Origin of the sequence: Streptomyces sennicomposti (assembly GCF_019890635.1) — a bacterium.
GTDB classification, from domain to species: domain Bacteria; phylum Actinomycetota; class Actinomycetes; order Streptomycetales; family Streptomycetaceae; genus Streptomyces; species Streptomyces sennicomposti.
In genome coordinates this window covers 12,300-35,540 of the sequence record NZ_JAIOAB010000016.1, presented here as the reverse complement: position 1 = coordinate 35,540, position 23,241 = coordinate 12,300, and the positions used below count along the sequence as shown (strand labels likewise).

The 23,241-nt window shown below is 74.4% G+C and carries 19 protein-coding genes and 1 pseudogene; 9 read left to right on the top strand and 11 right to left on the bottom strand.

The genetic code is table 11. The features are described from left to right. Positions 1–156: 156 nt before the first annotated feature. Positions 157–534 carry a F0F1 ATP synthase subunit epsilon gene (locus tag K7787_RS12085; RefSeq protein ID WP_009190642.1) on the top strand — a complete coding sequence of 126 codons (378 nt, stop codon included), beginning with the start codon at positions 157–159 and terminating at the stop codon, positions 532–534. Between the two features lie 129 nt (positions 535–663). After that, positions 664–1,110 (top strand): DUF2550 domain-containing protein, encoded by a 447-nt coding sequence (locus K7787_RS12080; RefSeq protein WP_223001397.1) that lies wholly within the window; start codon positions 664–666, stop codon positions 1,108–1,110. A 152-nt stretch (positions 1,111–1,262) separates the two neighbouring features. On the opposite strand, the gene K7787_RS12075 is transcribed toward K7787_RS12080, so the two are convergent. The 4 genes and pseudogenes from K7787_RS12075 to K7787_RS12060 form a co-directional block, all read right to left on the bottom strand. Beyond that, positions 1,263–3,101: a glycoside hydrolase family 18 chitinase gene (locus K7787_RS12075; RefSeq protein ID WP_009190644.1), complete on the bottom strand. Its 1,839-nt coding sequence runs from the start codon at positions 3,099–3,101 to the stop codon at positions 1,263–1,265. 138 nt (positions 3,102–3,239) lie between these two features. Beyond that, positions 3,240–3,695: pseudogene (locus K7787_RS12070) on the bottom strand (LuxR C-terminal-related transcriptional regulator); the annotation flags it as partial. 169 nt (positions 3,696–3,864) lie between these two features. After that, complete coding sequence (locus K7787_RS12065) at positions 3,865–5,040, bottom strand: tetratricopeptide repeat protein (protein ID WP_223001395.1); 1,176 nt, start codon at positions 5,038–5,040, stop codon at positions 3,865–3,867. A gap of 39 nt (positions 5,041–5,079) precedes the next feature. Next, on the bottom strand, positions 5,080–8,442 hold the full coding sequence (locus K7787_RS12060; protein WP_223001394.1) for a CHAT domain-containing tetratricopeptide repeat protein: 3,363 nt from the start codon (positions 8,440–8,442) through the stop codon (positions 5,080–5,082). A gap of 113 nt (positions 8,443–8,555) precedes the next feature. Between K7787_RS12060 and K7787_RS12055 the strand changes: the two genes are divergently transcribed. Further along, complete coding sequence (locus tag K7787_RS12055; RefSeq protein ID WP_223001393.1) at positions 8,556–8,963, top strand: hypothetical protein; 408 nt, start codon at positions 8,556–8,558, stop codon at positions 8,961–8,963. Then, positions 8,960–9,871 carry a hypothetical protein gene (locus tag K7787_RS12050; protein WP_223001392.1) on the top strand — a complete coding sequence of 304 codons (912 nt, stop codon included), beginning with the start codon at positions 8,960–8,962 and terminating at the stop codon, positions 9,869–9,871. Before K7787_RS12055 ends, K7787_RS12050 begins: the two co-directional genes overlap by 4 nt. A gap of 305 nt (positions 9,872–10,176) precedes the next feature. Here K7787_RS12050 and K7787_RS12045 read toward each other — a convergent pair whose 3' ends face one another. Next, positions 10,177–10,752, bottom strand: coding sequence for a cob(I)yrinic acid a,c-diamide adenosyltransferase (locus K7787_RS12045; RefSeq protein WP_009190650.1), 576 nt, complete (start codon positions 10,750–10,752; stop codon positions 10,177–10,179). Positions 10,753–11,277: 525 nt separating this feature from the next. Between K7787_RS12045 and K7787_RS12040 the strand changes: the two genes are divergently transcribed. From K7787_RS12040 to K7787_RS12030, 3 genes are all read left to right on the top strand, one after another. After that, positions 11,278–12,126 (top strand): 3-hydroxyacyl-CoA dehydrogenase family protein, encoded by an 849-nt coding sequence (locus K7787_RS12040; RefSeq protein WP_009190651.1) that lies wholly within the window; start codon positions 11,278–11,280, stop codon positions 12,124–12,126. A 149-nt stretch (positions 12,127–12,275) separates the two neighbouring features. Further along, complete coding sequence (locus tag K7787_RS12035; protein ID WP_009190652.1) at positions 12,276–12,599, top strand: STAS domain-containing protein; 324 nt, start codon at positions 12,276–12,278, stop codon at positions 12,597–12,599. 340 nt (positions 12,600–12,939) lie between these two features. Then, positions 12,940–15,630 (top strand): ATP-binding protein, encoded by a 2,691-nt coding sequence (locus K7787_RS12030; RefSeq protein WP_223001391.1) that lies wholly within the window; start codon positions 12,940–12,942, stop codon positions 15,628–15,630. A gap of 84 nt (positions 15,631–15,714) precedes the next feature. Here K7787_RS12030 and nucS read toward each other — a convergent pair whose 3' ends face one another. Further along, positions 15,715–16,386, bottom strand: a complete 672-nt coding sequence (gene nucS, locus K7787_RS12025) for an endonuclease NucS (RefSeq protein WP_019983715.1) — start codon at positions 16,384–16,386, stop codon at positions 15,715–15,717. A 300-nt stretch (positions 16,387–16,686) separates the two neighbouring features. Between nucS and K7787_RS12020 the strand changes: the two genes are divergently transcribed. Further along, entirely contained in the window at positions 16,687–17,079 is a 393-nt protein-coding gene (locus K7787_RS12020) for an SCO5389 family protein (protein ID WP_009190655.1), read from the top strand. 143 nt (positions 17,080–17,222) lie between these two features. On the opposite strand, the gene K7787_RS12015 is transcribed toward K7787_RS12020, so the two are convergent. Then, a complete protein-coding gene (locus K7787_RS12015) occupies positions 17,223–18,251 on the bottom strand; it encodes an LLM class flavin-dependent oxidoreductase (protein WP_223001390.1) in 1,029 nt (342 codons plus the stop codon). Between the two features lie 234 nt (positions 18,252–18,485). Here K7787_RS12015 and K7787_RS12010 point away from each other — a divergent pair, with 234 nt between their 5' ends. After that, positions 18,486–18,818, top strand: coding sequence for an Rv1322 family protein (locus K7787_RS12010; protein WP_009190657.1), 333 nt, complete (start codon positions 18,486–18,488; stop codon positions 18,816–18,818). Positions 18,819–18,947: 129 nt separating this feature from the next. Here K7787_RS12010 and K7787_RS12005 read toward each other — a convergent pair whose 3' ends face one another. The 4 genes from K7787_RS12005 to K7787_RS11990 all read right to left on the bottom strand — a co-directional run bounded on the left by K7787_RS12005 (position 18,948) and on the right by K7787_RS11990 (position 23,141). Then, positions 18,948–19,823 carry an ABC transporter permease gene (locus K7787_RS12005; protein WP_169437696.1) on the bottom strand — a complete coding sequence of 292 codons (876 nt, stop codon included), beginning with the start codon at positions 19,821–19,823 and terminating at the stop codon, positions 18,948–18,950. Further along, positions 19,820–21,073: an ABC transporter ATP-binding protein gene (locus tag K7787_RS12000; RefSeq protein ID WP_169437695.1), complete on the bottom strand. Its 1,254-nt coding sequence runs from the start codon at positions 21,071–21,073 to the stop codon at positions 19,820–19,822. Before K7787_RS12000 ends, K7787_RS12005 begins: the two co-directional genes overlap by 4 nt. A gap of 261 nt (positions 21,074–21,334) precedes the next feature. Then, on the bottom strand, positions 21,335–22,108 hold the full coding sequence (locus tag K7787_RS11995) for an ABC transporter permease (RefSeq protein WP_169437694.1): 774 nt from the start codon (positions 22,106–22,108) through the stop codon (positions 21,335–21,337). Between the two features lie 4 nt (positions 22,109–22,112). Next, positions 22,113–23,141 carry an ABC transporter ATP-binding protein gene (locus tag K7787_RS11990; RefSeq protein ID WP_169437693.1) on the bottom strand — a complete coding sequence of 343 codons (1,029 nt, stop codon included), beginning with the start codon at positions 23,139–23,141 and terminating at the stop codon, positions 22,113–22,115. Between the last annotated feature and the right edge of the window lie 100 nt (positions 23,142–23,241).

The following is a 23,241-nucleotide window of genomic DNA, read 5'->3' as shown; positions in this document are numbered from 1 at the left end:
CCCCCTCACCCACGCCCAACGCTGTGCCTCACGGGGGACTTCCCCCGAAGCCCCCGGCCTGCCGGGGGCGGGCCAGGGCACTTGGTGCCGCACGGCCCACTAGACTTGTTTCCAACACCCGGTGACCCCACCGGGTGGTGACCCGAGGAGCCTCCCTTGGCTGCTGAGCTGCACGTCGAGCTGGTCGCCGCCGACCGGCAGGTCTGGTCCGGCGAGGCCACCCTGGTCGTGGCGCGCACCACGTCCGGCGACATCGGCGTCATGCCCGGTCACCAGCCGCTGCTCGGTGTGCTGGAGTCGGGCCCGGTGACCATCCGTACGAGTGACGGGGCGACGGTCGTCGCCGCGGTGCACGGCGGTTTCATCTCCTTCGCGGACGACAAGCTGTCGCTGCTGGCGGAGGTCGCCGAGCTGTCGGACGAGATCGACGTCCAGCGCGTGGAGCGGGAGCTCGAGCGCGCCAAGGCGGAGGGCGACGCCTCCGCCGAGCGCCGCGCCGACGTCCGCCTGCGGGCGGCGACGGCGGCGCGCTGAACCCAGCGCCGATGCGATGACGTCACTCAGCCGCGGCCGGTACCGGAGCAATCCGGAACCGGCCGCGGCTGAGGCGGATGTGGGTGTTTTTTCCGTTCCATTACCTAGGAGACGAGGAGGTCGGTGCCGATGGTCCTCGCTCTGACTGTGTGCGGGGTCGTGGTCGCGCTCGTGGTGGTGGGACTGTTCGTCTTCGGGCTGCGGCGCCGGCTGATCCAGCGCTCCGGCGGCACCTTCGACTGCAGCCTGCGCTGGGACGTGCCCGAGACGCCCGACACCAGCGGCAAGGGCTGGAGCTACGGCGTCGCCCGCTACAACGGCGACCGCGTCGAGTGGTTCCGCGTCTTCTCCTACGCCCCCCGCCCGCGCCGCACCCTGGAGCGGGCGTCGATCGAGGTGGCCGGCCGCCGGCTGCCCGAGGGTGAGGAGGAGCTGGCGCTGCTGTCCGACGCGGTGATCCTCACCTGTGTGCACCGCGGCATCCGCCTGGAGCTGGCCATGAGCGACGACGCGCTGACCGGCTTCCTCGCCTGGCTGGAGGCGGCCCCGCCCGGCCAGCGGGTGAACGTCGCGTAGAGCGACGTTCGGGGCCCCGCTGGGTGGGGGTCCCCCCGGCAGCGAAGCTGTTGGGGGAGGGTGAACGTGGCGTAGGGACGGACCCCAGACATGAAGAAGCTCCCCCGGACCGGGTCCGGGGGAGCTTCCGTGTCACTCGGGGCGGGCTGTGCTCACGACAGGCCGCTGCTGAGGGCGTTCACGAGTTCACCGTCGCTGGTGTCGCCGCTGAACTCCCAGAAGAAGGCGCCGCCGAGGCCCTGGCTGTTGGCCCAGGCCATCTTCGACTTGATGGTCGACGGGGTGTCGTAGGACCACCAGTTGCTGCCGCAGTGGGCGTAGGCGGTGCCGGCGACGGTCCCGGTGACCGGGCAGCTGGTCTTGAGGACCTTGTAGTCCTCGATGCCGGCCTCGTAGGTGCCGGGCGCGGCGCCGGTCGCGGTGCCGCCGGGGGCGTCCTGGGTGACGCCGGTCCAGCCGCGGCCGTAGAAGCCGATGCCGATCAGCAGCTTCTTGGCGGGCACGCCCTTGGCCTTGAACTTCGCCAGCGCGTCGGCGGTGGTGAAGCCGGCCTTCGGGATGCCGCTGTAGGAGGTGAGCGGGGAGTGCGGGGCGGTCGGGCCCTTCGCGTCCCAGGCGCCGAAGAAGTCGTACGTCATCACGTTGTACCAGTCGACGTACTGCGAGGCGCCGGCGTAGTCGGTGTGGTCGATCTTGCCGCCGTCCGAGCCGTCCGCGGTGGTGGCGGCGGTGACGAGCTCCTTGCCGAACTTGGCGCGCAGCGCGGCCATCAGGTTCTTGAAGGCGTCGGGGCCGCTGGTGTCACAGGTCAGACCGCAGTCGTTCGGGTACTCCCAGTCGATGTCGATGCCGTCGAAGACGTCGGCCCACCGCGGGTCGTGCACCAGGTCGTAGCAGGACTGGGCGAAGGCGGCCGGGTTCTTGGCCGCGTCGCCGAAGCCGCCGGACCAGGTCCAGCCGCCGAAGGACCACAGCACCTTGATGTTCGGGTACTTGGCCTTCAGCTGGCGCAGCTGGTTGAAGTTGCCGCGCAGCGGCTGGTCCCAGGTGTCGGCGGTGCCGCTGACGGACTGGTCGGCGGTGAACGCCTTGTCGTAGTCGGCGTAGGAGTCGCCGATCGCGCACTTGCCGCCGGTGACGTTGCCGAAGGCGTAGTTGATGTGCGTGATCTTGGCCGCGGAGCCGGACGTCACCAGGTTCTTGACGTTGTAGTTGCGGCCGTAGATGCCCCACTCGGTGAAGTAGCCGAGCTTGACCTTGTCGCCGGTGGGCGGGGGAGTGGTGCCACCGCCGCCGGTGGTGTGCACGGCGACGGAGCCGCTGACCGGGCCGGTCTGGTCGGCGGTGTCGCGGGCCTGCACGCTGTAGGAGTAGTCGGTGCCGGCGGTCAGGGAGCTGTCCGTGTACGAGGTCGTCGTCACGGTGGCGACCTTCGTGCCGTCGCGCAGGACGTCGTAGTTCTTGACGCCGTTGTCGTCGGTGGCCGCGCTCCAGGAGAGCTTCACCGAGGTGTCGGTGACGCCGGAGGCGGTCGGGGTGCCCGGCGCGCTCGGCGGGTTGTCGCCGGGGACGCTGGGGCCGCCGTCGCAGCTGCCGCCGTTGAGCTTGCAGCCGGAGGGGGAGCCGGGGCCGGAGCCGTTGAAGCCGAAGGAGACCGAGGCGCCGGGGGCGATGGAGCCGTTCCAGCCGACGTTCTTGGCGGTCCAGTGGTTGCCGGAGTTGGTGACCGTGGCGTCCCAGGCGGAGGTGACCTTGGTGTCGGAGGGGAAGTCCCACTCCACGGTCCACGAGCTGATCGCCGAGGCGCCGGTGTTCTTCACGGTCCAGGAACCGCCGAAGCCGGTGCCCCAGTCACTGGTCTTGGTGAAGGTGGCGGTGGCGGTGGCCGCCGCGTCGGCCGCCGCGCTGGCCGGTCCGGTGAGGGCGACCAGTCCGGCCATGGGGAGCACCAGGGTCGCGAGCCCTGCCGCCACTCTGTGTCTGAAGCGCATGCTGCGCCTCCCTTGTCGGGGGTGTGAGTGTCAGGGGCATGACTGAGCCTCCATGCCCAAGTGCCGCGAGAATAGAAAGGTCTGGACCACGGGTCAATAGGTCTGGACCACTCTGGCGGAGGTTGGGCGGCGGATCGGCTAGATGCCCAACTCCTGCGCCGGCACCGCCGCTTGCAGCCGGCTGCGCAGCTCCAGCTTCCCCAGCAGGCGGCTGACGTGCGTCTTCACCGTGCCCTCCGCCAGCCGGAGCCGGTCGGCGATCTCCGCGTTCGACAGTCCCCGCCCGAGGCAAGCGAGCACTTCCCGCTCGCGCGGGGTGAGCGCCGCCGGCCCCTCGGGCACGGGCCTCGGCTCCGGCGCGGACCGCGCGGCGAACTCGGCGATCAGCCGCCGGGTCACCGCCGGGGCGATCAGTCCCTCGCCCCGCGCCACCGTCCGCACCGCCTCGATCAGGTCGCTCGCCTCCGTGTTCTTCAGCAGGAACCCGGCGGCCCCCGCCCGCAGCGCGCCGAACACGTACTCGTCCAGGTCGAACGTGGTCAGCACCAGAACGTCGGCCAGGCCCTCACTAGCCACGATCCCCGTCGCCGTCACCCTCGCCCTGCTCCAAGCGGCGGTCTGGTACGTCGGCCCGGCCGGGCAGCGCCCCGCTGAAGTCCTGGCAGGGGAGCGCGCTGTGGGTCACCGCGGTCCACGGGGTGACCGCCCTGACGTATCTGCTGTTCCCCAGGAAGCCGCCGGCCGGGGACGCCCGGCCCGAGGCTCATGACGGGTTGTCGCGCAGCCAGTCCAGGCGTTCGGCGGCCGCGCGGGCCAGCGGATGGGACGGGCCGAGGATCCGCCGGTAGCCGTCCAGGCAGCCGCGCAGCAGCCGCGCCGCCTCCTGGCGGTCCCCGGCGTCGATCAGGACGTTGGCCAGGTTGTCGAGGACGCGCAGCGTCTCCAGGGCGCCCTCGCCGTGCACGCGCACGTCGGCGGCCGCCACCGCGCGCAGCTCCGCCGCGGCCTCCCGGTACCGGCCCTCGGCGTGCAGCACGGCGGCGAGGTTGTTGCGCACCGAGAGGGTGTCCCGGTGATCGGGCCCCTTGGTCCGCTCCCGGTCGGCCAGCACCGAGCGCAGCACCGACCGCGCCTCGCGCAGCCGGCCGAGCCGGCACAGGGCGGCGCCGAGGTTGCCGCGCGCGCTCATCAGGATCTCCTCGTCGCGCCCCGGCTGCCGCTCCAGCAGCCCGATCAGCTCGCGCAGTTCCCGCTCCGCCTCCTCCCAGCGGTCCCCCTTGATCAGGGACATGGCGTGGCCGTTGGCGGCGCTGAGGGTGTCGGGGTGGCCGGGGCCCAGGGCGAGCCGGCGGCGTTCCAGGACGTCCCGGCGCACCGCCGTGCCCTCCGGCACGCGGTGCAGGGCCTCCAGCACCTCGGCGAGGCGGACCGCGGCGGCCAGGGTGTCGCCGTGGTCGCGGCCGAGCCGCTCGGCCCGGGCGTTCCACACGCTCCGCCACGCCCCCTCGGCCCGGTTCAGCTCCCCGGTCGCCTGGAGCAGATCGGCGAGGTCGGCCGAGGTGACGAGGGTCTCCGGGTGGTCGGGCCCCAGCACCCGCCACTGCGCCCGCGCCACCTCCGCCATCCGCTCACAGGCCTCCGCCCGGTGCTCGGGCGTCCGGGCGAGCACCCGGGCGTAGTCGCGGAAGGCGGTCAGCGTCTCGGGGTGGTCGGGTCCCAGCCGGTCCAGGGCGGCGTCGGACCGCATGCCGTAGTACTGCTCGGGAGGGATGCCGACGCGGGCGATCTCCTGCTCGTTCCCCTCCCCGTCGCCCAGCGTGACGACCCACGCGGGACCGCCTCCCGGCGCGGACTCGGCCGCCCGCCCGGACCCGGGCGCGGGCTCCGGGCCGGTCGGTCCCTCGTCGTCCCGGGACCTGCCGCGCCACCATCGGGCCATCTCGGATCAGCTCCTTCCGCGTCCCACTCGCGTGCTCGGTCAGGCTCCGGAGTGCACGTGCGCCGCCCACAGGCTGGGGGTGCGCGGGAAGGCCGCGCGGCACTCCCGGACGGCGTGGTGCAGCGCCTCGGCGCTCCGCGCGGCGTCCAGGCCCGGCGCCCCGACGGGCCGCCCCGCGCGCAGGAACCGGTACAGGCTCCGGGTCACCCGCACCGCCACCGCGTCGTGCACCGGCCACAGGGTGCCGATCGCGTGCGGGTAGCCGGCGATCTGGAACGCCGAGGTGATGTGGATCGACTCGTCCGCCAGCCGTTCGGCGCCGCGCGCCGTCTCGCAGGCCGACAGCACCGCGAGCCGCGCCCGCGGCAGATCCAGCCGCGCCACCTGACGCACCGTCAACGGCGCCTCCTGGTGGTCGTGGACGAGCAGCCGCGCCCGGGACGGGTCGTCCGGGTCGCTCACCCCGTGGCACGCGAAATGCGCGTACGGATGCGCGGGCAGCGCCGCCAGCACCCGGGCCAGCGTCGCCTCGGCCCCGGTGAGCAGGTCGAACGGCAGCAGCTTCGCCAGCTCCGCCACCTCCCGCCGGGCGCCGCCCAGCGGCCGGGCGCCCGGCGTCTCGGCCTGCGCCACCGCCAGCAGCCGCCCCGGCGGCACCGGACCGGCCGCCCGGGCGCGGGCGTACGCCAGCGCGCGCACGGTCGGCGTGTACGAGGAGACCACCCGGTCCAGGACCGAGCGCCGCCCGTCGTGGTGACCGGCCGCGTGCAGCGGCAGCGCGGCCAGCGCCCCGCCCGGCGACCACCACAGCCGCGGCCACTCCTCGCCGGCCGGCGCGTCCAGCAGCCCGAGCCGTTCGAGCACCGGCTCGGCGATCCGGTCCCACGCCCACGCCAGCACCTCGCTGAGCACCCGCTGCGCCCCCTGCTCCCCGGCCGGGTCGGTGGCCGCCGTCAGCGCGCCGTCCAGCCGCGCCACCTGCTCCTCCACCGCCTCCGGGGTGACCTGCGGCAGCGGCACCACCAGCACGCCGTCCGGGCGCAGCACCAGCGCGTCGCTGCGATGGACGCCGCAGTACGCGTACACCACCGGCCCCCGGTCGGCGCAGGCCAGCAGGTCGGGCAGGGCGGGCGCGGCGAGGAAGCCGGCGAAGCCGGGCCGGGCGCGGACGACGGCGACCAGCCGCTCCCACTCGGCCGCCAGCCGGTGCCGTTCGTCGGCCGGCCCCTCGGGCGCGATCCGGTGCCGCGCGGCGGCCGGACGGTCGCCCTCCCGTGCGTCCAGCTCCTCGATGCGGTCCCGCAACTCCAGGAACCGCGCGGCCAGTTCCGGGTGCGCGTCGTGCAGCCGCTGCCACTCGCCGCGCGCCGCGACGGCCTGCCACAGCAGCACGCCCCGGCCCTGCTCCAGCAGCAGCACGGCCAGTCGAGGGTCCCCGGCGTTGACCGCGCACGCCGCGGCCTCCGCGGCCAGCCCGTGCACGGTGGCCAGCCGGTGCTCCTGGTCGCCGCGCGCCAGCCGCCGGGTCACGCTGAACGGCAGCAGCTCCACCGCCTGCCGGTAGCCGCGCACCGCCTCCTCCCAGCGGCCCCCGTCCGCCGCCGCGGCGCCCCACTCGCGGGCCGCCTCGATCCGGCGGGCCGCCGGTACGGAACCGAGCGCGGCGACCTGCCGGTAGGCGTCCTCGGCCGCGAGCAGCACCCCCGGATCGCCGTCCCTCTCGTACAGGGTGCGCAGGGCGTCGGCGTACGTCCGCAGATGGTCCGCGTGCGCCGTCTCCCCGCCCGAGGGCGCCCACACCGCCCGGCCGAGCGTGGCGACCGCCCGGCCCAGCACCGCCGGGTCGTCGCCCGCCCGCGCCCCGCGCAGCAGCGCCGAGCCCAGGTTGTGCAGCAGCAGGGCGAGCTGGGGATCGCCGTAGGGGACGGTGTCGGCGGTCCGCGTCAGCAGCCCGATCGCCTCGTCCAGGTCCGCCGCCTCGCCCGCCGCCTCGTACCGGGCGCGCAGCGCGTTGGCGAGGTGATTGGCCCGGCCGGGCCGCTCGGGGCTGTCGGCGGGGGTGCGGTCCAGCACCTCACGGGCCACCGCCACGGCCTCGTCCGCCACCTCGGGGTCGCCGGTGCGGTCGTACCAAGTCTGCAGAACGACCCCGAGGTTGGCGAGGTGGCCGGCGGCCTTCAGCGGCGCGCGGGCCGCGTCGGCGGCCCGCCGGGCCAGTCCGGCCGCCTCGCGCAGGGCGTCCAGGTCGCCGGTCTGGTGGTAGCGCTCGCGCAGCGCGACGGCGAGGTTGGCGAGGAAGGAGGAGTCGCCGGGCGAGTCGGCCACGGCCCCGCGCAGCGCCTGGACGGACTCGTCCAGCAGGGCCGCGTCGCCCGTGTGCGCGCCCAGGCGGTGCAGGACGTTGCCCAGGCTGTTGAGCCGGTGCGGCAGGTCGGTGCTGTCCTCGGGCGTGTGCCGGACCGCCTCCCGCAGCAGCCCCGCCGCCCGGCGCAGCGCCTCGGTGTCGCCGCTGTCCTCGGCGGCCAGCCGCAGCCCCACGCCGAGCCCGGTCAGCGCCGCCAGCCGCTCGGGATCGTCCGCCCGCTGCGGGGCCTGTGCCAGGGCGGCCCCGGTGAGCCGGAGCAGTTCGTCCACCGGGGACCGCCCGGGCGTGACGTCCGCCCACGTCCACAGGGACGACACGAGCAGCTGCAGCACGGCCGCACGCTGCGGCGCGCCGGGCGGGCAGCCGGCCAGCGCCTCGCGCAGCAGTGCGAGCGCCTCCCGCAGCGCCTCGGCGTCGCCCGTGCGGTGGAAGACGTGCTCCCGCGCCAGCGCGAGGCCGCGCAGCACCTCCGGGCGGTCCGGCTCACCGGGCGGCACATGGGGCAGCGCGGCACGGAAGGCGTCCTCGGCCGCCGCCAGGTCGCGCGGGTCGTCGGTCACCGCATCGTGGCGCAGCAGGAGCAGTTGGCCGAGCAGATCGAGGGCGGCGCCGCGGTTGCGGGCGCGGTCCGGCGGCACCTGTGCCGCCCGGCGCAGCACCTGGACGGCCCGCTCCAGGTCCTCGCGCCGCCGCGAGCGCTCGAAACGGTGGCCGAGCGCGGCGCCCAGGAAGAGCAGGTCCTGCTCCTCCGCGGCCGGCGGCACGGTCCCGCCGGACACCGCCTCCTGGGCCAGCGCGATCAGCTCGTCCCGGTCGCGGTCGTCGCGCAGCGCCTGCCACCGCACCCACAGGCCCATCCGCAGGTTCGCCGCGCGGATGTGCCGCAGACGCTCGCCGGGGGCCTCGCGCACCGCCGTCCGGAACCACTCCACCGCCCCGTCGACGTCCCGGCGGTCACCGGTGTGCCGGAACCGGTCCAGCAGTTCGCCCGCCGTCCGCTCCGCGTCCCGCGGCCCGGCTCCGTTGCCGTACGACATGACCGGCCCCCCCTCGCGCCGATGACGACGCCTCACGATATCCAACCGGACAACTACCCGGCGTCACACCGCCGTTATGCTGGGGCGCGCTGCGCACGGAGGGGACGGGCGGGATGACGGTGGAACCGGGACCGGGCCACGAACGGCTCGCACAGCTGTGCCGCAGGCTGATGGCCGCGCCGGACGGACTCACCGCGGACGCGCGCATGCGCGAACTCGTCGACGGCATCCTCGCCGAGGTGCGCGCCGGCCGCCCGCCGCAGGACCTGGAGGACTGCTTCGACGAGGTGGAGGAACTGCTGCTGGCCGCCGGGCACAGCGCCGGCCTCGGCTCGTACCGCACCACCCCCGGCGCCTACCGGCGGCTGCCCGGCGGCGGCCACGGACACCCGCCGCTGTACGTGCTCGCCTGCCCCCTCGGCCACTGCTCCCGCGTCGAGGCGCCCGAACCCGGCGCCGGGCGGCCCGCGCACTGTCAGGTCTTCGAACGGCCGCTGCGCGAGATCACCCTGCGGCCGTGAACGCCTTCCTCAACGCCCTCGGCGGCAAGCTCGCCGAACGCTGGCTGGCCCTCCTCGCGGTCCCCGGCCTGATCTACCTGATGACCGCCGCGGTCGCCGTCACCCTCGGCCGCCGCCACTGGCACGACGCCGGACGGCTGCGCGCCCGGCTGGACGCCCTGTCCGGCGCGCCCGGCGCGCACAGCCCGGGGACCGTCGTCCTGGCCGCGCTCGCCGTGCTGGCCGGGGCCGCCGCCACCGGGGCCGCCGTGCAGGCGGTGGGGACCTGGCTGGAGAAGGCCTGGCTCACCGCACCGCGCGGACCGGTCACCACGTGGCTGACACGGCGTCGGCTACAGCGCTGGCAGGCCGCCGACAGCGCCTACCGCACCGCGCTGGTGGCCGCCGGACGCGCCACGATCGCGGGCGCCGGCGACGCGGACCGGCTCACCGGCGAAGCCGAACGCCTGCACGCCGCCCGCGACCGCGTCGCGCTCGCCGCGCCCCGGCACCCGTTCTGGACCGGCGACCGCGTCACCGCGCCCGAGCGCCGCGTCTGGCGCGCCTACCGTCTCGACCTCGCCGCCGCCTGGCCCCACCTGTGGCTCCTCGCCCCCGACGGCGCCCGCGCCGAACTCACCGCGGCCCGCGCCGCGTTCACCTCGGCCGCGCGGCTGCTGGCCTGGTCGGCGGCGTACCTCGCGCTGGGGGCGTGGTGGTGGCCGGCCGTGGTGATCGGCCTGCTGACCGCGGTGACGGCCGTCGGGCGGGGCCGCGACGCCGCCGAGTCCTTCGCCGACCTCACCGAGGCCCTCGCCGACCTGCACACCAAGCCGCTCGCCGAAACCCTCGGCATTCCCTGCGAGTCGGGCCTCACCCGGGAGGTGGGCGCGGCGCTGACGCGGGCGCTGAGCAAGGGCGGCGAGTAGCACCGCCCGTGCGCGCCCTCACGGCGGGGCGGGGTACGCGGGCGGGCGGAGTGCGCGGGCGGGTACGCGACCGGGCCCGGCGGCCCGGAAGCCGCGTCCGCCCCGCCCGCCGGACACCCCCTACGGGCCTGGCGGACACCCTCTGCGGGCCGGCGGACAGCCCCTACGGCCCGGCGACAGCCTCGCGGGCCCGGCGCGCGCCCCTTACGGGTCCGGGGGACGTTCCCTACGGACCGGGGACGCCCCCCTGCGGGCCGGGGGACGCCCCACTACGGGCCGGGCGGGCGTCCCTTACGCCCCCGGTGTCACTCCCGTTCGCCCCCCGGCACCCACAGCACGTCGCCCGTGGCCTTGTTGGCCGTGCGGGCCAGGATGAACAGGAGGTCGGAGAGGCGGTTGAGGTAGGTGGCGGTGAGGGGGTTCATGGTGTCGCCGTGCACCTCCAGGGCCGCCCACGTGGAGCGTTCCGCGCGGCGGACCACCGTGCACGCCTGGTGCAGCAGGGCCGCGCCCGGGGCGCCGCCGGGCAGGATGAACGAGCGCAGCTTCTCCAGCTCCTCGTTGAAGCGGTCGCAGTCCGCCTCCAGCCGGTCGACGTAGAACTGCTCGACCCTGAGCGGCGGGTACTCCGGGTTCTCGGCCACCGGCGTGGCGAGGTCCGCGCCCACGTCGAACAGGTCGTTCTGCACACGGACGAGGACCTTGACGATGTCCGCGTCGAGGCCGCCGAGGGCGATCGCCGTGCCGATCACCGCGTTCGCCTCGTTGGCGTCGGCGTACGCCGAGATCCGCAGGTCGGTCTTGGCGACCCTGCTCATGTCGCCGAGGGCGGTGGTGCCCTTGTCCCCGGTCCGGGTGTAGATGCGCGTCAGATTGACCATGCGACCAGCCTAGGGTCTTTCGTTTGGAGCAGGCCGGATCAGGGAGCGGGGTCTGGTGCCGTGCATCGTAAGGCGGAGGAGGGCGTCATGGCGGAGCCATGGCAACCGACGACAACGCGGCGAGGTGCGGTGCCAGGGCCCGCGAGCCCGGCCTGCTCCAAACGAGAGGCCCTAGTTTCGCCGGGGCCGCGACGACGTGTGCCTGTGTCGGCCGTCACCGAGGACGTGTTGAGCGGGAAGCCGCCCAACTACGCCGTCCGGGGCGTGCAGTGACCCATGCCGGTGTGATGTCCGTCATCTGAGACGTGACGCGCGTTACTTACCGGTCACACAGCCCCGTACGAGCGCTAGTGTCCGCTCAGGAGTCGTACGAGAACAGTGTGTGAGCCGTCCCGCGCCCGCCGCCGGCCGCTCGCACGGTCGCCACCGGTCGTCCAGCGCGATCCGCACGGCCCGCGCGACCGTCCCGTCCGACACGTCCAGGCACGTCCGACACGTTCATCACGCTCACCAGGGGAGTCGTCAGTGGCACGCAAGCTCGCCGTCATCGGAGCCGGCCTCATGGGTTCCGGCATCGCCCAGGTCTCCGCGCAGGCGGGCTGGGACGTCGTCCTGCGGGACGTCACCGACGAGGCGCTCAGGCGTGGCACCGACGGCATCAAGGCGTCCTACGACAAGTTCGTCGCCAAGGGCAAGCTCGCCGCCGACGACGCCGAGGCCGCCCTCGCCCGCATCACCACCACCACCGACCTGGACGCCGCCGCGGACGCCGACGTCGTCGTCGAGGCCGTCTTCGAGAAGCTGGAGGTCAAGCACGAGATCTTCCGCACCCTCGACAAGCTGGTGCGCGAGGACACGGTGCTCGCCTCCAACACCTCCGCCATCCCGATCACCAAGATCGCGGCCGTGACCGAGCGCCCGGAGCGCGTCGTCGGCGTGCACTTCTTCTCGCCGGTGCCGATGATGCAGCTCGTGGAACTGGTCCGCGGCTACAAGACCAGCGACGAAACCCTCGCCACCGCGCGGGAGTTCGCCGAGTCCGTCGGCAAGACCTGCATCGTCGTCAACCGCGACGTGGCCGGCTTCGTCACCACCCGCCTCATCTCCGCCCTCGTGGTGGAGGCGACCAAGCTGTACGAGTCGGGCGTGGCCACCGCCGAGGACATCGACCTGGCCTGCAAACTGGGCTTCGGCCACGCCATGGGCCCGCTCGCCACCGCGGACCTGACCGGCGTCGACATCCTGCTGCACGCCACCGGCAACATCTACACCGAGACCCAGGACGAGAAGTTCGCCCCGCCGGAGCTGATGCGCCGGATGGTGGACGCCGGTGACATCGGCCGCAAGAGCGGGCAGGGCTTCTACAAGCACTGAGACCGCACGGGCGCTACCCGGATCACCCCTTGGGGTGAATTCGGTATCGGTTCGCCACCAGGCAGCAACCGCACCGCCGCACACGCAGTCAGAGGTTGCACAGCCACATCGTCAAACGGAGCACGCCACCGCATTCCCGGGGAGCGCATATGTACATCAGGGGCGACCACGCCCAGGTGGTCGTCGGGGGCCGCCTCGACGTCCGCAGCGCGGCGGACGCCCGTACGGCCCTGCACTCGGCCGTGGACGACGGCGTGGGCGACCTGGTCCTCGACCTCTCCGAGCTGGACTCCTGGGACGCCACCGGACTCGGCGTGATCATGGGCGTCCACCGGCGGGCCGGCCGCTGCGGCCGGCGGCTCGTGCTGCGCGACGTGCCGCCGCAGATGCAGCGCCTGCTGGTGGCCACCCGGCTGCACCGCATCCTCGCGATCGAGGGCGGCATCGGCGTGGAGTCCCTGCCCCGCGTCTAGGAAGCGCCGTACGGGAAACGCCCGTACGGGAAGACCCCTCCGGCCGGCCCGTACGGGATGACCCTGTACGGGATGACCCCGTACGGGTGTGAAGCGGGCGACGCGGGAGACCCGGGCGGACGACGCCGAACCGTACGACGCGCGCAATCCTCACGAGACCGTGACGTTGCGGGCGGCGCGGTACCCCGGGCTGTCGTAGATACTGTGCGAAGGTTTAGGGTTCGGTCGCCCGCTGCTCAGCGACCCTCGAGCGGGCCCGGACCAGAAGCGACAGCGTGCAGCAAGGCCGGGAGGGCTCGAAGAGCACACCGCTTTTGGGGGCTTGGAACCGATGGAACCCATGGACCCGAACACCCGGGAGCCCGACGACATGGGCCCCGACGGCGACGGTCACGCACCCGGCCCGCGCCCGCCCCGGGACACCCGCGCCGCCGACTTCACCCCGCACGCGCCCGCCCTGGCCCGCACGGTGCGGGTCGTCGCGGGCGACTTCCTGCTCACGGTGAACCCCGTCGACGGCAGCGAGATCGAGGTCTGCCCGCCCGGCGAGCGCCCCGCGCCGCCGCGCCGCCGCGACCGGGCCGAGCGCGCCGATGCCGACCGCGCCGCCCGGCCGCCCGTCCCGCCCGGACCGGCCCCGTCCGCCGAGCCGCTGGTGGACCGCCAGGACGAACGCGAGCGCCTGGTCCGGCTGCTCGCCCGCGGCCGCACCGTACGCCTCACCGGCCCCGGCGGCTCCGGTCGCACCAGCCTCCTCGACCTCGTCGCCGAGGACTGCGCCGACCTCGCCCCCGACGGCGTGGTCCGCCTCTGCGGCCACCGCCGCACCGCGACCGAGCTGCTGCACGACCTCTTCCACGCCGTCCACAGCGCCCCCCTGCACCGCCCCGGCCGCGACGAACTCCTCGCCCACGTCCGGGAGATCGGCGCCGTCGTCATCGTGGACGACATCGAGTTCGGCGGCGCCGCGCTCGACGAACTCCTCGACGCGACCCCCGAGTGCGCCTTCCTCGTCGCCGCCACCCCCGACGTGCCCGCGCCGTCCGCCGACTCCGGCGTCGAGGAGGTCGTCCTCGGCGGCCTCGACCGGGCCGCCGGCGTCGAGATCATCGAGCGCGGCGTCGGCCGGGTCCTCACCGAGGAGGAGACCCGCTGGGCCGGCGACCTCTGGTTCGAGTCCGAGGGCCTGCCGCTGCGCTTCGTCCAGGCCGGCGCGCTGCTGCGCCAGCGCGACCGGCTGCGGGCCGGCACCAGCGCCGTCGAGGAGTTCGGCGTCTTCGCCGAGGCGGCGCCCGAGGACGCCGCCCCCGGCGACGACACCGCCGACGAGGTGCCGCTGCCCTCGCTGGGGGACGCCGCCGCGCCCGCCCCGCTGCTCGCCTCCCGGCTCAGCGCCTCCGCCCGCGCCACCCTGCGCTTCGCCGTCGCGCTCGGCGGCGAGGTGCCCCACCAGGCGCATCTGCCCGCCCTGGTCGGCGACACCCACGCCGACGCCGCCCTCGGCGAGCTGGCGGGCTGCGGCCTGGTCTCCCCGGTCGGCGCCCGCTACCGGCTCGCCGCCGGGGTGCTCACCCAGCTGGAGGCCGCCGGATACGGCGCCGACGCCGAGGAGCAGGCGCGTGCCGCCGCCCGGCACTACGCCTGGTGGGCCGGGCACCCCTCGGTCACCCCGGAGCGGGTGAGCACCGAGGCGGACGCCGTGCTCGCCGCGCTGGCCGTGCTCGTGCCGGCCACGGCGCCGCTCGGCGAGGGCGAGGAGTCCATCGCCCTGCGACTCGCCCGCACGGCCGCGCCCGCGTTCGCCGCCGGACTCAACTGGGGCGCCTGGGAGCGGGCGCTGCGGTACGGCTCCGAGGCGTCCCGGCTGGCCGGCGAGGTCGCCGAGCAGGCCTACTTCCACCACGAGTTGGGCGTCCTCGCGCTCTGCGGCGACCGGCTGGACAGGGCCCGCGCGGAGCTGGAGGCCTCCATCGGCCTGCGCGGCGCGCTCTCCGACAAGCGCGGCGCCGTCGCCGGCCGCCGCGCCCTCGCCCTGGTCGCCGACCGCTCCGGTACGGCGTCGGGACTGCTCGCGCTGCCGGCGGGCGAGGACGCGGCCGACGCGCGCCCCGAGGGGCCGGCGTCGCCGTCCGGCGGGGTCCCCGCGCCGTTCCCCATGCTCCAGTCGCCCGGCGGTGAGTCCTCGACGCTGGTCACCTACCAGCCCTCGTCGTCCGCGCCGTACGCCCCGGCCGCGGCGTCCTACCCCCCGGCCGCTACGCCGGGAACCCCGGGCGTCGGTGCCAAGTCCCGGCACCGGGTGGGGCTCAAGGGGATGGCCCGGCGCAACCTCGTGGCGGCGGGCGCGGGCGCGCTGCTCGCGGCCGTCCTCGGCACGGTGGTGACGCTCGGCGCGACCTCGCACAACGACGCGAACGACCCGTCCGACAACGTCGGCGTCAACCCGTCCGCCGGCCAGGCCGACGACGGCGGCCTCGGCGCGGATGTCCCGCAGGACGGCACGGGCGGCGGCACCGGCGGGGGCGGCGACACGGGCACGGCCACCAGCCGCCCGACCGACCCGGGCCCCGACGGCACCTACGGCACGGCGGACGACCCGGCGGACCCGGCGGGCACGGCCGGGCCGTCGTCCGGTCCGAGCGGGACGACGGGGACGGGTACCGGTCAAGGGGGCGACGACGGCGGCGGCAAGGGCGGCGGCACGGACGACGGCGGGTCGCCGACGACGTCCGGCTCTCCGACCAGGCCGGGGTCTCCGAAGCCGTCGTCCTCCTCGGGAGGCTCGTCGCCGACGGGCGGCACCTCGACGAGCCCGTCGGACACCCCGTCCCACTCCAGCAGCCCGTCCGCGCCGGAGACGCCGCCCGAGACCTCCGAGGAGCCGCCGTCCGGCACCACGAACTCGGCCAGCGGCCCGGCCACGTCCGGCGCTCCCGCCGCTTCGAGCGCCCCGGCCGACTCCGGGAGCCCGGGGAGCACGCCGGCCGACGCCGCGTCGTCGCCGGGCGGCTCGGGCGACACGGTGATCTGAGCGCCCTCGCGAACACCGGGCGCCCTCACACACGAAAGGGCCGGGACCGTCCCCGACGGTCCCGGCCCCCGCGCGTGCCGTGGGTCAGAACAGCCGCAGCTTGTCGTCCTCGATGCCGCGCAGGGCGTCGTAGTCCAGGACCTGGCAGCCGATGCCGCGGTCGGTGGCGAGGACGCGGGCCTGCGGCTTGATCTCCTGCGCCGCGAAGATCCCCCGCACCGGCGCGAGATGCGGATCGCGGTTCAGCAGCTCCAGATAGCGGGTGAGCTGCTCCACCCCGTCGATCTCACCGCGCCGCTTGATCTCCACGGCGACGGTCTGCCCCTCGCCGTCCCGGCACAGGATGTCCACCGGGCCGATCGCGGTCATGTACTCGCGCCGGATGAGCGTGTAGCCCTCGCCGAGCGTCTCGATGCGGTCGGCGAGCAGTTCCTGGAGGTGCGCCTCCACGCCGTCCTTGATCAGCCCCGGGTCCACGCCGAGTTCGTGCGAGGAGTCGTGCAGGATCTCCTCCATCGTGATGATGAGTTTCTCGCCCGCCTTGTTGACGACCGTCCACACCCCCTCTTCGTCGCCCGTCCCCTCCTTGAGGCTGCACGGCGGCGACATCCAGTTCAGGGGCTTGTAGGCGCGGTCGTCCGCGTGGATGGAGACGCTGCCGTCCGCCTTGACCAGGATCAGACGGGGTGCTGACGGGAGGTGGGCGGTGAGCCGGCCGGCGTAGTCGACGGAGCACCGGGCGATGACGAGACGCATGGTCGGCAACGCTACTCGACACACCGGGCCGGGCGCGATTCGCCCGCCGGGGCTCCGACTCCGGCGCGTGGACGCGCCCCGTGCGCCGCCCCATTTTTCCCACGATCACCCGTGTTCACTTGTGGCCGATTGTGTGCCCAACCCGCCCTGCCGGTACGTGCATTCGCCTGGTGGGTGACCGTTCAGTTGCCTAACGTAGAGAACGGGAGGTCGCGATGTGTGTACGCACCGTGTTCGGTATCACGAACTCCCTCATCTGTCCGGCAACCCCCGCAGTCCGGGGGTGCGAGAGGAGAACCCATGTCGCTCGACGTCTCACCGGCCCTACTCGAACAGGCCGAGCGAGGCGAGGTCGACGAAGCCGACTTCGTCGACTGCGTCCGGACCTCCCTGCCCTATGCGTGGGAGATGATCAGCTCCCTGGTGGCCCAGCTGAAGGTGGACGGCGGAGAGTTCGCCGACAACCAGACGCCTCCGCCGGACGAGCACGCGCGCGGCCAGCTGCTGCGCGCGCTCGCGAGCGATGCGATTCGCGGCGCGCTCCAGCGGCACTTCGGTGTCCGGCTGGCCTTCCAGAACTGCCACCGGGTGGCGGTCTTCCCGCTCGACTCCTCGGTCGACGAGCGGCTCGCCCGGTTCACGTCGGTGCGCGCCCAGCTGCTCAACCAGTCCCCGGAGCTGCGGGACTGCTGACGCGCGGGGCCTGACGCCCGGGGCGCGCCGGACTTGAGGGAAGCGCACCGGACGCGAGACCCGCCGTCCCCCCGCCGCTCGGTCCGCGGGAGGTGCATTCAGGACGGAGCGGCCGTAGGACCTGCCGTGCCGCGACGGCTCGGTCAGCCGAGGTGGGGGAGTACCTCGGCGCCGAGCCGCCGTACGTTCTCCTCGGTCGCGGCCAGGTCGCCCGAGCCCTCGACGAGCAGCGCGAACCGCGAGATGCCGGTCCGCTCGGAGGTCGCCGCCAGCCGGTCGGCGCACAGCCGCGGGGTGCCCACCGGGTGCAGCCCGCACAGCAGTTCCGTGTACGCCAGCGGATCGCGCATCCGGCGGGCCCGGCCGTCCACCGTGACATGGGCGCCCAGGCCCTGCCTGAGCCAGCCCGGCATCGCCTTCAGCAGCGCCTCCGCCGCGTCCGTGCGCCGGTCGGCGATCTGGCAGACGCCGGCCGAGACGTGCCCGGCGTCCCGGATCTCGTCGCCCGGCCGCCCGGCGGCCTCGGCGAAGCGCCGCCACAGGGCGACCATCTCGGCCTTCTCCTCGTCCCCGACGTGCATCCCGAGGAGCATCGGCAGCCCGCGCTCGGCGGCCAGCCGCACGCTCGCCGGGGAGGTGCTGGCCACGACGACCTCGGGGCCGGGGACCTCGGTCAGCGCCTCCGACGGACGCGGCACGACGGGCACCTCACGGAAGGCGAATCGTTCCCCCGAGGCGCCCACGGACGGCTCGCGCAGCCAGCGCATCAGCAGATCGAGCGACTCCGGGAACCCGTGTTCGTACGCGTCCAGGCCCGTCCCGAACACCTCCAGGTCGACCCACGGTCCGCCGCGGCCCACGCCGAGCGAGAACCGCCCGCCGCTCGTCACATGCAGCAGCGCGGCCTGCTCGCCGAGCGCCACCGGGTGCACCGTGGGCAGCACGCTGACCGCCGTGCCGACCCGCAGCCGCCGGGTGCGCCCCAGCAGCAGCGCGGCCAGGGTGACGGCGGACGGGCACGTTCCGTACGGTACGAAGTGGTGCTCGGCCAGCCAGACCGCGTCCAGGCCCGCCTCCTCGGCCACCTCGGCCGTACGGACCGCGCGGTGCAGCGCCTCCCCTTGTCCCTGGCCCGGGAACTGGGCGGCCAACACGAAACTTCCTACGCGCATCGCTGTTTCCTGCTTCCTCGGCTCCGACGCGGAGCTCCCCCGCCCGGCATAACCGTCCGACACGTGCCGAGGACACGGCCTGGCAAGAGGATTTCCGGATTGTCGGTCGAATGCGGCGTCCCGTAGGGGGACTTGTGCGGTTTGGTGGGGGATACGGTTCCGCACACGTACCCCTGTCGGCGGCGCGTAGTCTGGATGCGGCCCCGTTCCCGAGCACGTTCCGTGAGGTGTCCCGTGTCCCCGCGTCGCAACCGCCCCAAGAGCCCCGGCTCCGCCGGCCGGAGCGCCGAGGACGACAGCGCGAGCCGCTACGGCGGCTGGCAGTCCACGGAGAGCTGGCGGGGCGAGGACTGGAGCGTGCGCCATGTCGCGGGCGCGAGCGCGGCGGGCAAGACGTACCGCTGCCCGGGCTGCGACCAGCTGATCGGCTCGGGCGTCCCGCACGTGGTGGCCTGGCCCGAGCACTCCGGGGTGGACGACCGCCGGCACTGGCACAAGGCGTGCTGGAACGCGAAGGACCGCCGCACCACGCGGGTGCAGCGGTCCCGTAACGCGCCCAGATTCTGAGGGCGGGTTCTGAAGGCAGGTTCTGAAGGCGGCGGCCCTGCGGAGGGGCCGTTCACGGCCACATCTTGAAGACCGGCCCGAAAGACCGCCCCCCGAGGACCGCCCCCCGAAGGCCGGCCCTGACGCCCCCTACACGTCCCGCTTCTCCAGCAGCGCCCAGGCGCCGGCGAAGGCGGCCGCCGCGACGCCCAGCATGATCCACAGCGGGTCCCAGCCCGAGGGGCCGGAATCGCTCAGGGAGCTGGAGTAGAACACGCCCAGCTGGTTCGGGATCGAGTACTCGAACAGCGCCGTGCGCACCTTCTCCAGCGAGCGCGTGGCCATGAACAGCGCGATCACCAGCGGGGCGAGGACGACACCGATCATGATCGTGATGCCGCCCGCCGAGTGCCGCAGCACCGAGCCGATCAGCAGCGAGACCAGGCCGAGCAGGGCGATGTAGAGGCTGACGCCGACCGTGGCCTTGAACCACTCCCCGCCGGTCGGCTGCCGGGCGCCGCTGCCGTCCAGCATGGCCGTCTGCGCGAGCGCGACGAGCACGGTGGACACCAGGGTGACGGTGAAGGCGACGAGGAAGAACACCAGCGCCTTCGCCGTGAGGATCCGCCCGCGCGCCGGGCACGCCGTCGCCGTGGTGCGGATCATGCCCGTGCCGTACTCGGAGGCCGTGGTCAGCACCCCCAGCGTGATGACGCAGATGCTGCCCAGCAGCACCCCGAAGAAGCCCAGCGACAGCGCGTTCTCGTCGCCGGAGAGATCGGAGCCGGAGTCGGCGACCAGCACCCCGGTCAGCAGCCCGATCCCGACCACGAGCAGCACGAACACCCCGAGCGTCCACATCGTGGAGCGCACCGACCGGATCTTCGTCCACTCCGAGGCCAGGGCGTGCCCGAGATGCGTGCGCACCACGGGGATCGGCGAGGTGTAACCGGGGTGTGAAGGGGCGGCCCCCGCCTCCCAGGCGGGCGGCGCTGCCTGCGGCAGCGGAGTCTGCGGCGTGCTCATCGGGCGTCCTCGGACTTGGTCGTGTCGACGGCGGGGGTGGCGGCGGGCGCGGCGGCCGGGGGAGCGGGGGCCGCGGGCGCGGCCGGGGCGGGCGGCTGCGCGGGCGCCGGCGCGGCGTCCTGCGCGTACGGGTTCGGGGCGCCGGCGTGGCCGTGCGGCTGCGGCGCGGCGCCGTAGGGGCCCTGGCCCGGGACCGGCTGCGGCGGCGCGAACGGCTGCCCGCCCTGCTGGGGCGGCGGCGGGGCGTACCAGCCGGGCTGGCCCTGGCCCGGCACCTGCGGCGGCGGCTGCGCGCCCGGCGGCAGCGGCTGCATCAGCCCGGCCTTCTGGTCGGCGGTCGAGCGGTAGTCGACCGCGCCCTGCGTCATCCGCATGTACGCCTCCTCCAGCGAGGCCTGGTGCGGCGACAGCTCCCACAGCCGTACGTCGGCCTCGTGCGCGAGGTCGCTGATCCGCGGCAGCGGCAGCCCCGTCACGCGCAGCGCGCCGTCCGGCTCGGGCAGCACATGGCCGCCGGCCTCGGTCAGCGCCGAGGTCAGCTTCTCCCGCTGCTGCGGCTCGGTGTCGGGCGTACGGACCCGGGCGAAGTCGGCGGAGTTGGCGGAGATGAAGTCCGTCACGCTCATGTCGGCGAGCAGTTGCCCGCGCCCGATGACGATCAGATGGTCCGCGGTCAGCGCCATCTCGCTCATCAGATGACTGGAGACGAACACGGTCCGGCCCTCGGCGGCCAGCGCCTTCATCAGATTGCGCACCCAGAGGATGCCCTCGGGGTCGAGACCGTTCACCGGCTCGTCGAACAGCAGCACCTGCGGGTCGCCGAGCAGCGCCGCCGCGATGCCGAGCCGCTGGCCCATGCCGAGCGAGAAGCCCTTGGAGCGACGCTTGGCCACGTCCTGGAGGCCGACCACGCCCAGCACCTCGTCCACCCGGCGGGGCGGGATGCCCGACAGCTGGGCCAGGGACAGCAGGTGGTTGCGGGCGGACCGGCCGCCGTGCACCGCCTTGGCGTCGAGCAGCGCGCCCACCTGGCGCGGGGCGTTCGGCAGCTTGCGGTACGGGTAGCCGCCGATGGTCACGGTGCCCGCGGTCGGGTTGTCCAGACCGAGGATCATCCGCATGGTGGTCGACTTGCCGGAACCGTTCGGCCCGAGGAATCCGGTGACGGCGCCCGGCCGTACCTGGAAGGAGAGGTTGTACACGGCGGTCTTGTCGCCGTAGCGCTTGGTCAGGCCGACTGCCTCGATCATGCTCCGGTCCCATCGGAAGGTACCCGTCCCAGGTCCGGGACAGCGGGGCGCACGCCCCCGTAAGGGTTAGGAGGATATCCAGGCGCTGACGGTTCCGGCCAAAAGAAAGTAAAAGAGCGAGGTCCCGGAAACCCGCCCGCACGCCCCCCGGCGGTCCCGTCCGGCTGCGCCGGGCGTCCGTCCGACGGGCCCCCAGCGTCCTGTCCGGCGAGGCCCCGGCATCCCGTCCGGCCGGGTCCCGGGCCGCCGTCCGGCGGGGGCTCAGGCGTCCCGGCGGCGCAGCAGGGCGTAGCCGCCGGCGAGGGCCGCGAGCACCCACAGCACCATGATCCCCAGGCCGCCCCACGGCCCGTACGGGGTGTCGTCGCCGACCCGGGGCAGCACCCGCATGATGCGGCTGCCGGCCTGGTCGGGCAGGTACTGGCCGATCTTCCGGGTGGCCGAGACGTTGGCCAGGATGTTGGACACCAGGAAGAAGAACGGCATCAGGACGCCGAGGGAGAGCATCGGCGAGCGCAGCATCACCGCGACGCCCATGGAGAACACCGCGATCAGGGTCATGTAGAGGCCGCCGCCGACCACCGCGCGCAGCACGCCGGGCGCGTCGAGCGTGGTCCGCAGCTGCGGGCCGAGCATCGCCTGGCCGAGGAAGAACGCGGCGAAGGCGGTCGCCATGCCGACGAGCAGGGCCAGACCGGTGGCGACGGCCACCTTGCTCGCCAGGAACGCGCCCCGCCGCGGGACCGCCGCCAGCGAGGTGCGGATCATGCCGGTGCTGTACTCGTTGGACACCACCAGCACCCCGAACACGATCATCGCCAGCTGGCCGAGCGCCATCCCGGCGAAGCTGACGAAGGTGGGGTCGAAGGAGAGCCGCTCGCGCGGGCCCATGGCGCCGAACTCGTTCTTCGACAGGGCCGAGATCAGCATGCCGAGGGCGATCGTGACGACCACCGCCAGCGACAGCGTCCACACCGTGGACGCCACCGACCGGATCTTGGTCCACTCGGAGCGGATGACCTGGGTCGCCGCCATGCTCTCAGCCCTCCGTCGGCGTCGTGGTGGGGGTCGTCGCCGGCGTCGCCGCCGGAGGCGTCCCGGAGGATGCCGCGGGGGCCGCCGTCCGCGCGTTCCAGTGCGCGCCCCACGGCTGCCCGGCCGGCTCCGGCTGTGCGTGGTACTCCACCGACTGGGCCGTCAGCCGCATGAAGGCGTCCTCCAGCGAGGACTGCCGCACGCTCAGCTCGTGCAGCACGACCCGGTGGCGGGCGGCCAGCTCGCCGATGCGCTCCGGGCTGCCGCCGTCCACCTCCAGCAGCCCCTCGCCCGTCTCCACGACCGCGATCCCGGCCGCGTGCAGCGCGTCCAGCAGCCGCTCGCGGTCGGGGGTGCGGATGCGGACGTAGGAGCGGGAGTTGCGCTCGATGAAGTCGGCCATCGTGGTGTCGGCGAGGAGCCGGCCCTGGCCGATGACGACGAGATGGTCCGCGGTCAGCGCCATCTCGCTCATCAGATGGGAGGAGACGAAGACGGTACGGCCCTGCGCGGCCAGCGATTTCATCAGCCCGCGGATCCAGTGGATGCCCTCGGGGTCGAGGCCGTTGACCGGCTCGTCGAACATCAGGATGCGCGGATCGCCGAGCAGCGCGCCCGCGATGCCGAGCCGCTGGCTCATCCCCAGCGAGAACCCCTTCGCCTTCTTCCGCGCGACCGCCGTCAGCCCCACCGTCTCCAGCACCTCGTCCACCCGGCGGGCGGGGATGCCGTTGCTCTGCGCGAGGCACAGCAGATGGTTGCGGGCGCTGCGGCCGCCGTGCACCGCCTTGGCGTCCAGCAGCGCGCCGATGTACGTCAGCGGGTTCGCCAGCTCGTGGTAGTGCCGCCCGTCGATGCGGACGTCGCCGCCGGTGGGGTGGTCGAGACCGAGGATCATCCGCATGGTGGTGGACTTCCCGGCCCCGTTGGGCCCGAGGAACCCCGTCACGGTCCCCGGCCGCACGGTGAAGGTGAGGCCGTCGACCGCCGGCTTCTCCCCGTACCGCTTGCTCAGCCCCACGATCTCGATCATGCGGCCACGCTAGAACGGGACAAAGCGCCCCGCCACCGGAGGGCATGCGCTCCGCCGGGTGCCCCGGGGGACTCCGCCGCCGCAGGACACCGCGAAGCCC

Excerpts from the sequence above, each read along its gene's own strand:
- K7787_RS12080 (WP_223001397.1), top strand. The coding sequence starts at position 664 with ATGGTCCTCGCTCTGACTGTGTGCGGGGTCGTGGTCGCGCTCGTGGTG.
- K7787_RS12075 (WP_009190644.1), bottom strand. The coding sequence starts at position 3,101 with ATGCGCTTCAGACACAGAGTGGCGGCAGGGCTCGCGACCCTGGTGCTC.
- K7787_RS12065 (WP_223001395.1), bottom strand. The coding sequence starts at position 5,040 with ATGGCCCGATGGTGGCGCGGCAGGTCCCGGGACGACGAGGGACCGACC.
- K7787_RS12060 (WP_223001394.1), bottom strand. The coding sequence starts at position 8,442 with ATGTCGTACGGCAACGGAGCCGGGCCGCGGGACGCGGAGCGGACGGCG.
- K7787_RS12055 (WP_223001393.1), top strand. The coding sequence starts at position 8,556 with ATGACGGTGGAACCGGGACCGGGCCACGAACGGCTCGCACAGCTGTGC.
- K7787_RS12045 (WP_009190650.1), bottom strand. The coding sequence starts at position 10,752 with ATGGTCAATCTGACGCGCATCTACACCCGGACCGGGGACAAGGGCACC.
- K7787_RS12035 (WP_009190652.1), top strand. The coding sequence starts at position 12,276 with ATGTACATCAGGGGCGACCACGCCCAGGTGGTCGTCGGGGGCCGCCTC.
- K7787_RS12030 (WP_223001391.1), top strand. The coding sequence starts at position 12,940 with ATGGACCCGAACACCCGGGAGCCCGACGACATGGGCCCCGACGGCGAC.
- nucS (WP_019983715.1), bottom strand. The coding sequence starts at position 16,386 with ATGCGTCTCGTCATCGCCCGGTGCTCCGTCGACTACGCCGGCCGGCTC.
- K7787_RS12020 (WP_009190655.1), top strand. The coding sequence starts at position 16,687 with ATGTCGCTCGACGTCTCACCGGCCCTACTCGAACAGGCCGAGCGAGGC.
- K7787_RS12015 (WP_223001390.1), bottom strand. The coding sequence starts at position 18,251 with ATGCGCGTAGGAAGTTTCGTGTTGGCCGCCCAGTTCCCGGGCCAGGGA.
- K7787_RS12005 (WP_169437696.1), bottom strand. The coding sequence starts at position 19,823 with ATGAGCACGCCGCAGACTCCGCTGCCGCAGGCAGCGCCGCCCGCCTGG.
- K7787_RS12000 (WP_169437695.1), bottom strand. The coding sequence starts at position 21,073 with ATGATCGAGGCAGTCGGCCTGACCAAGCGCTACGGCGACAAGACCGCC.
- K7787_RS11995 (WP_169437694.1), bottom strand. The coding sequence starts at position 22,108 with ATGGCGGCGACCCAGGTCATCCGCTCCGAGTGGACCAAGATCCGGTCG.
- K7787_RS11990 (WP_169437693.1), bottom strand. The coding sequence starts at position 23,141 with ATGATCGAGATCGTGGGGCTGAGCAAGCGGTACGGGGAGAAGCCGGCG.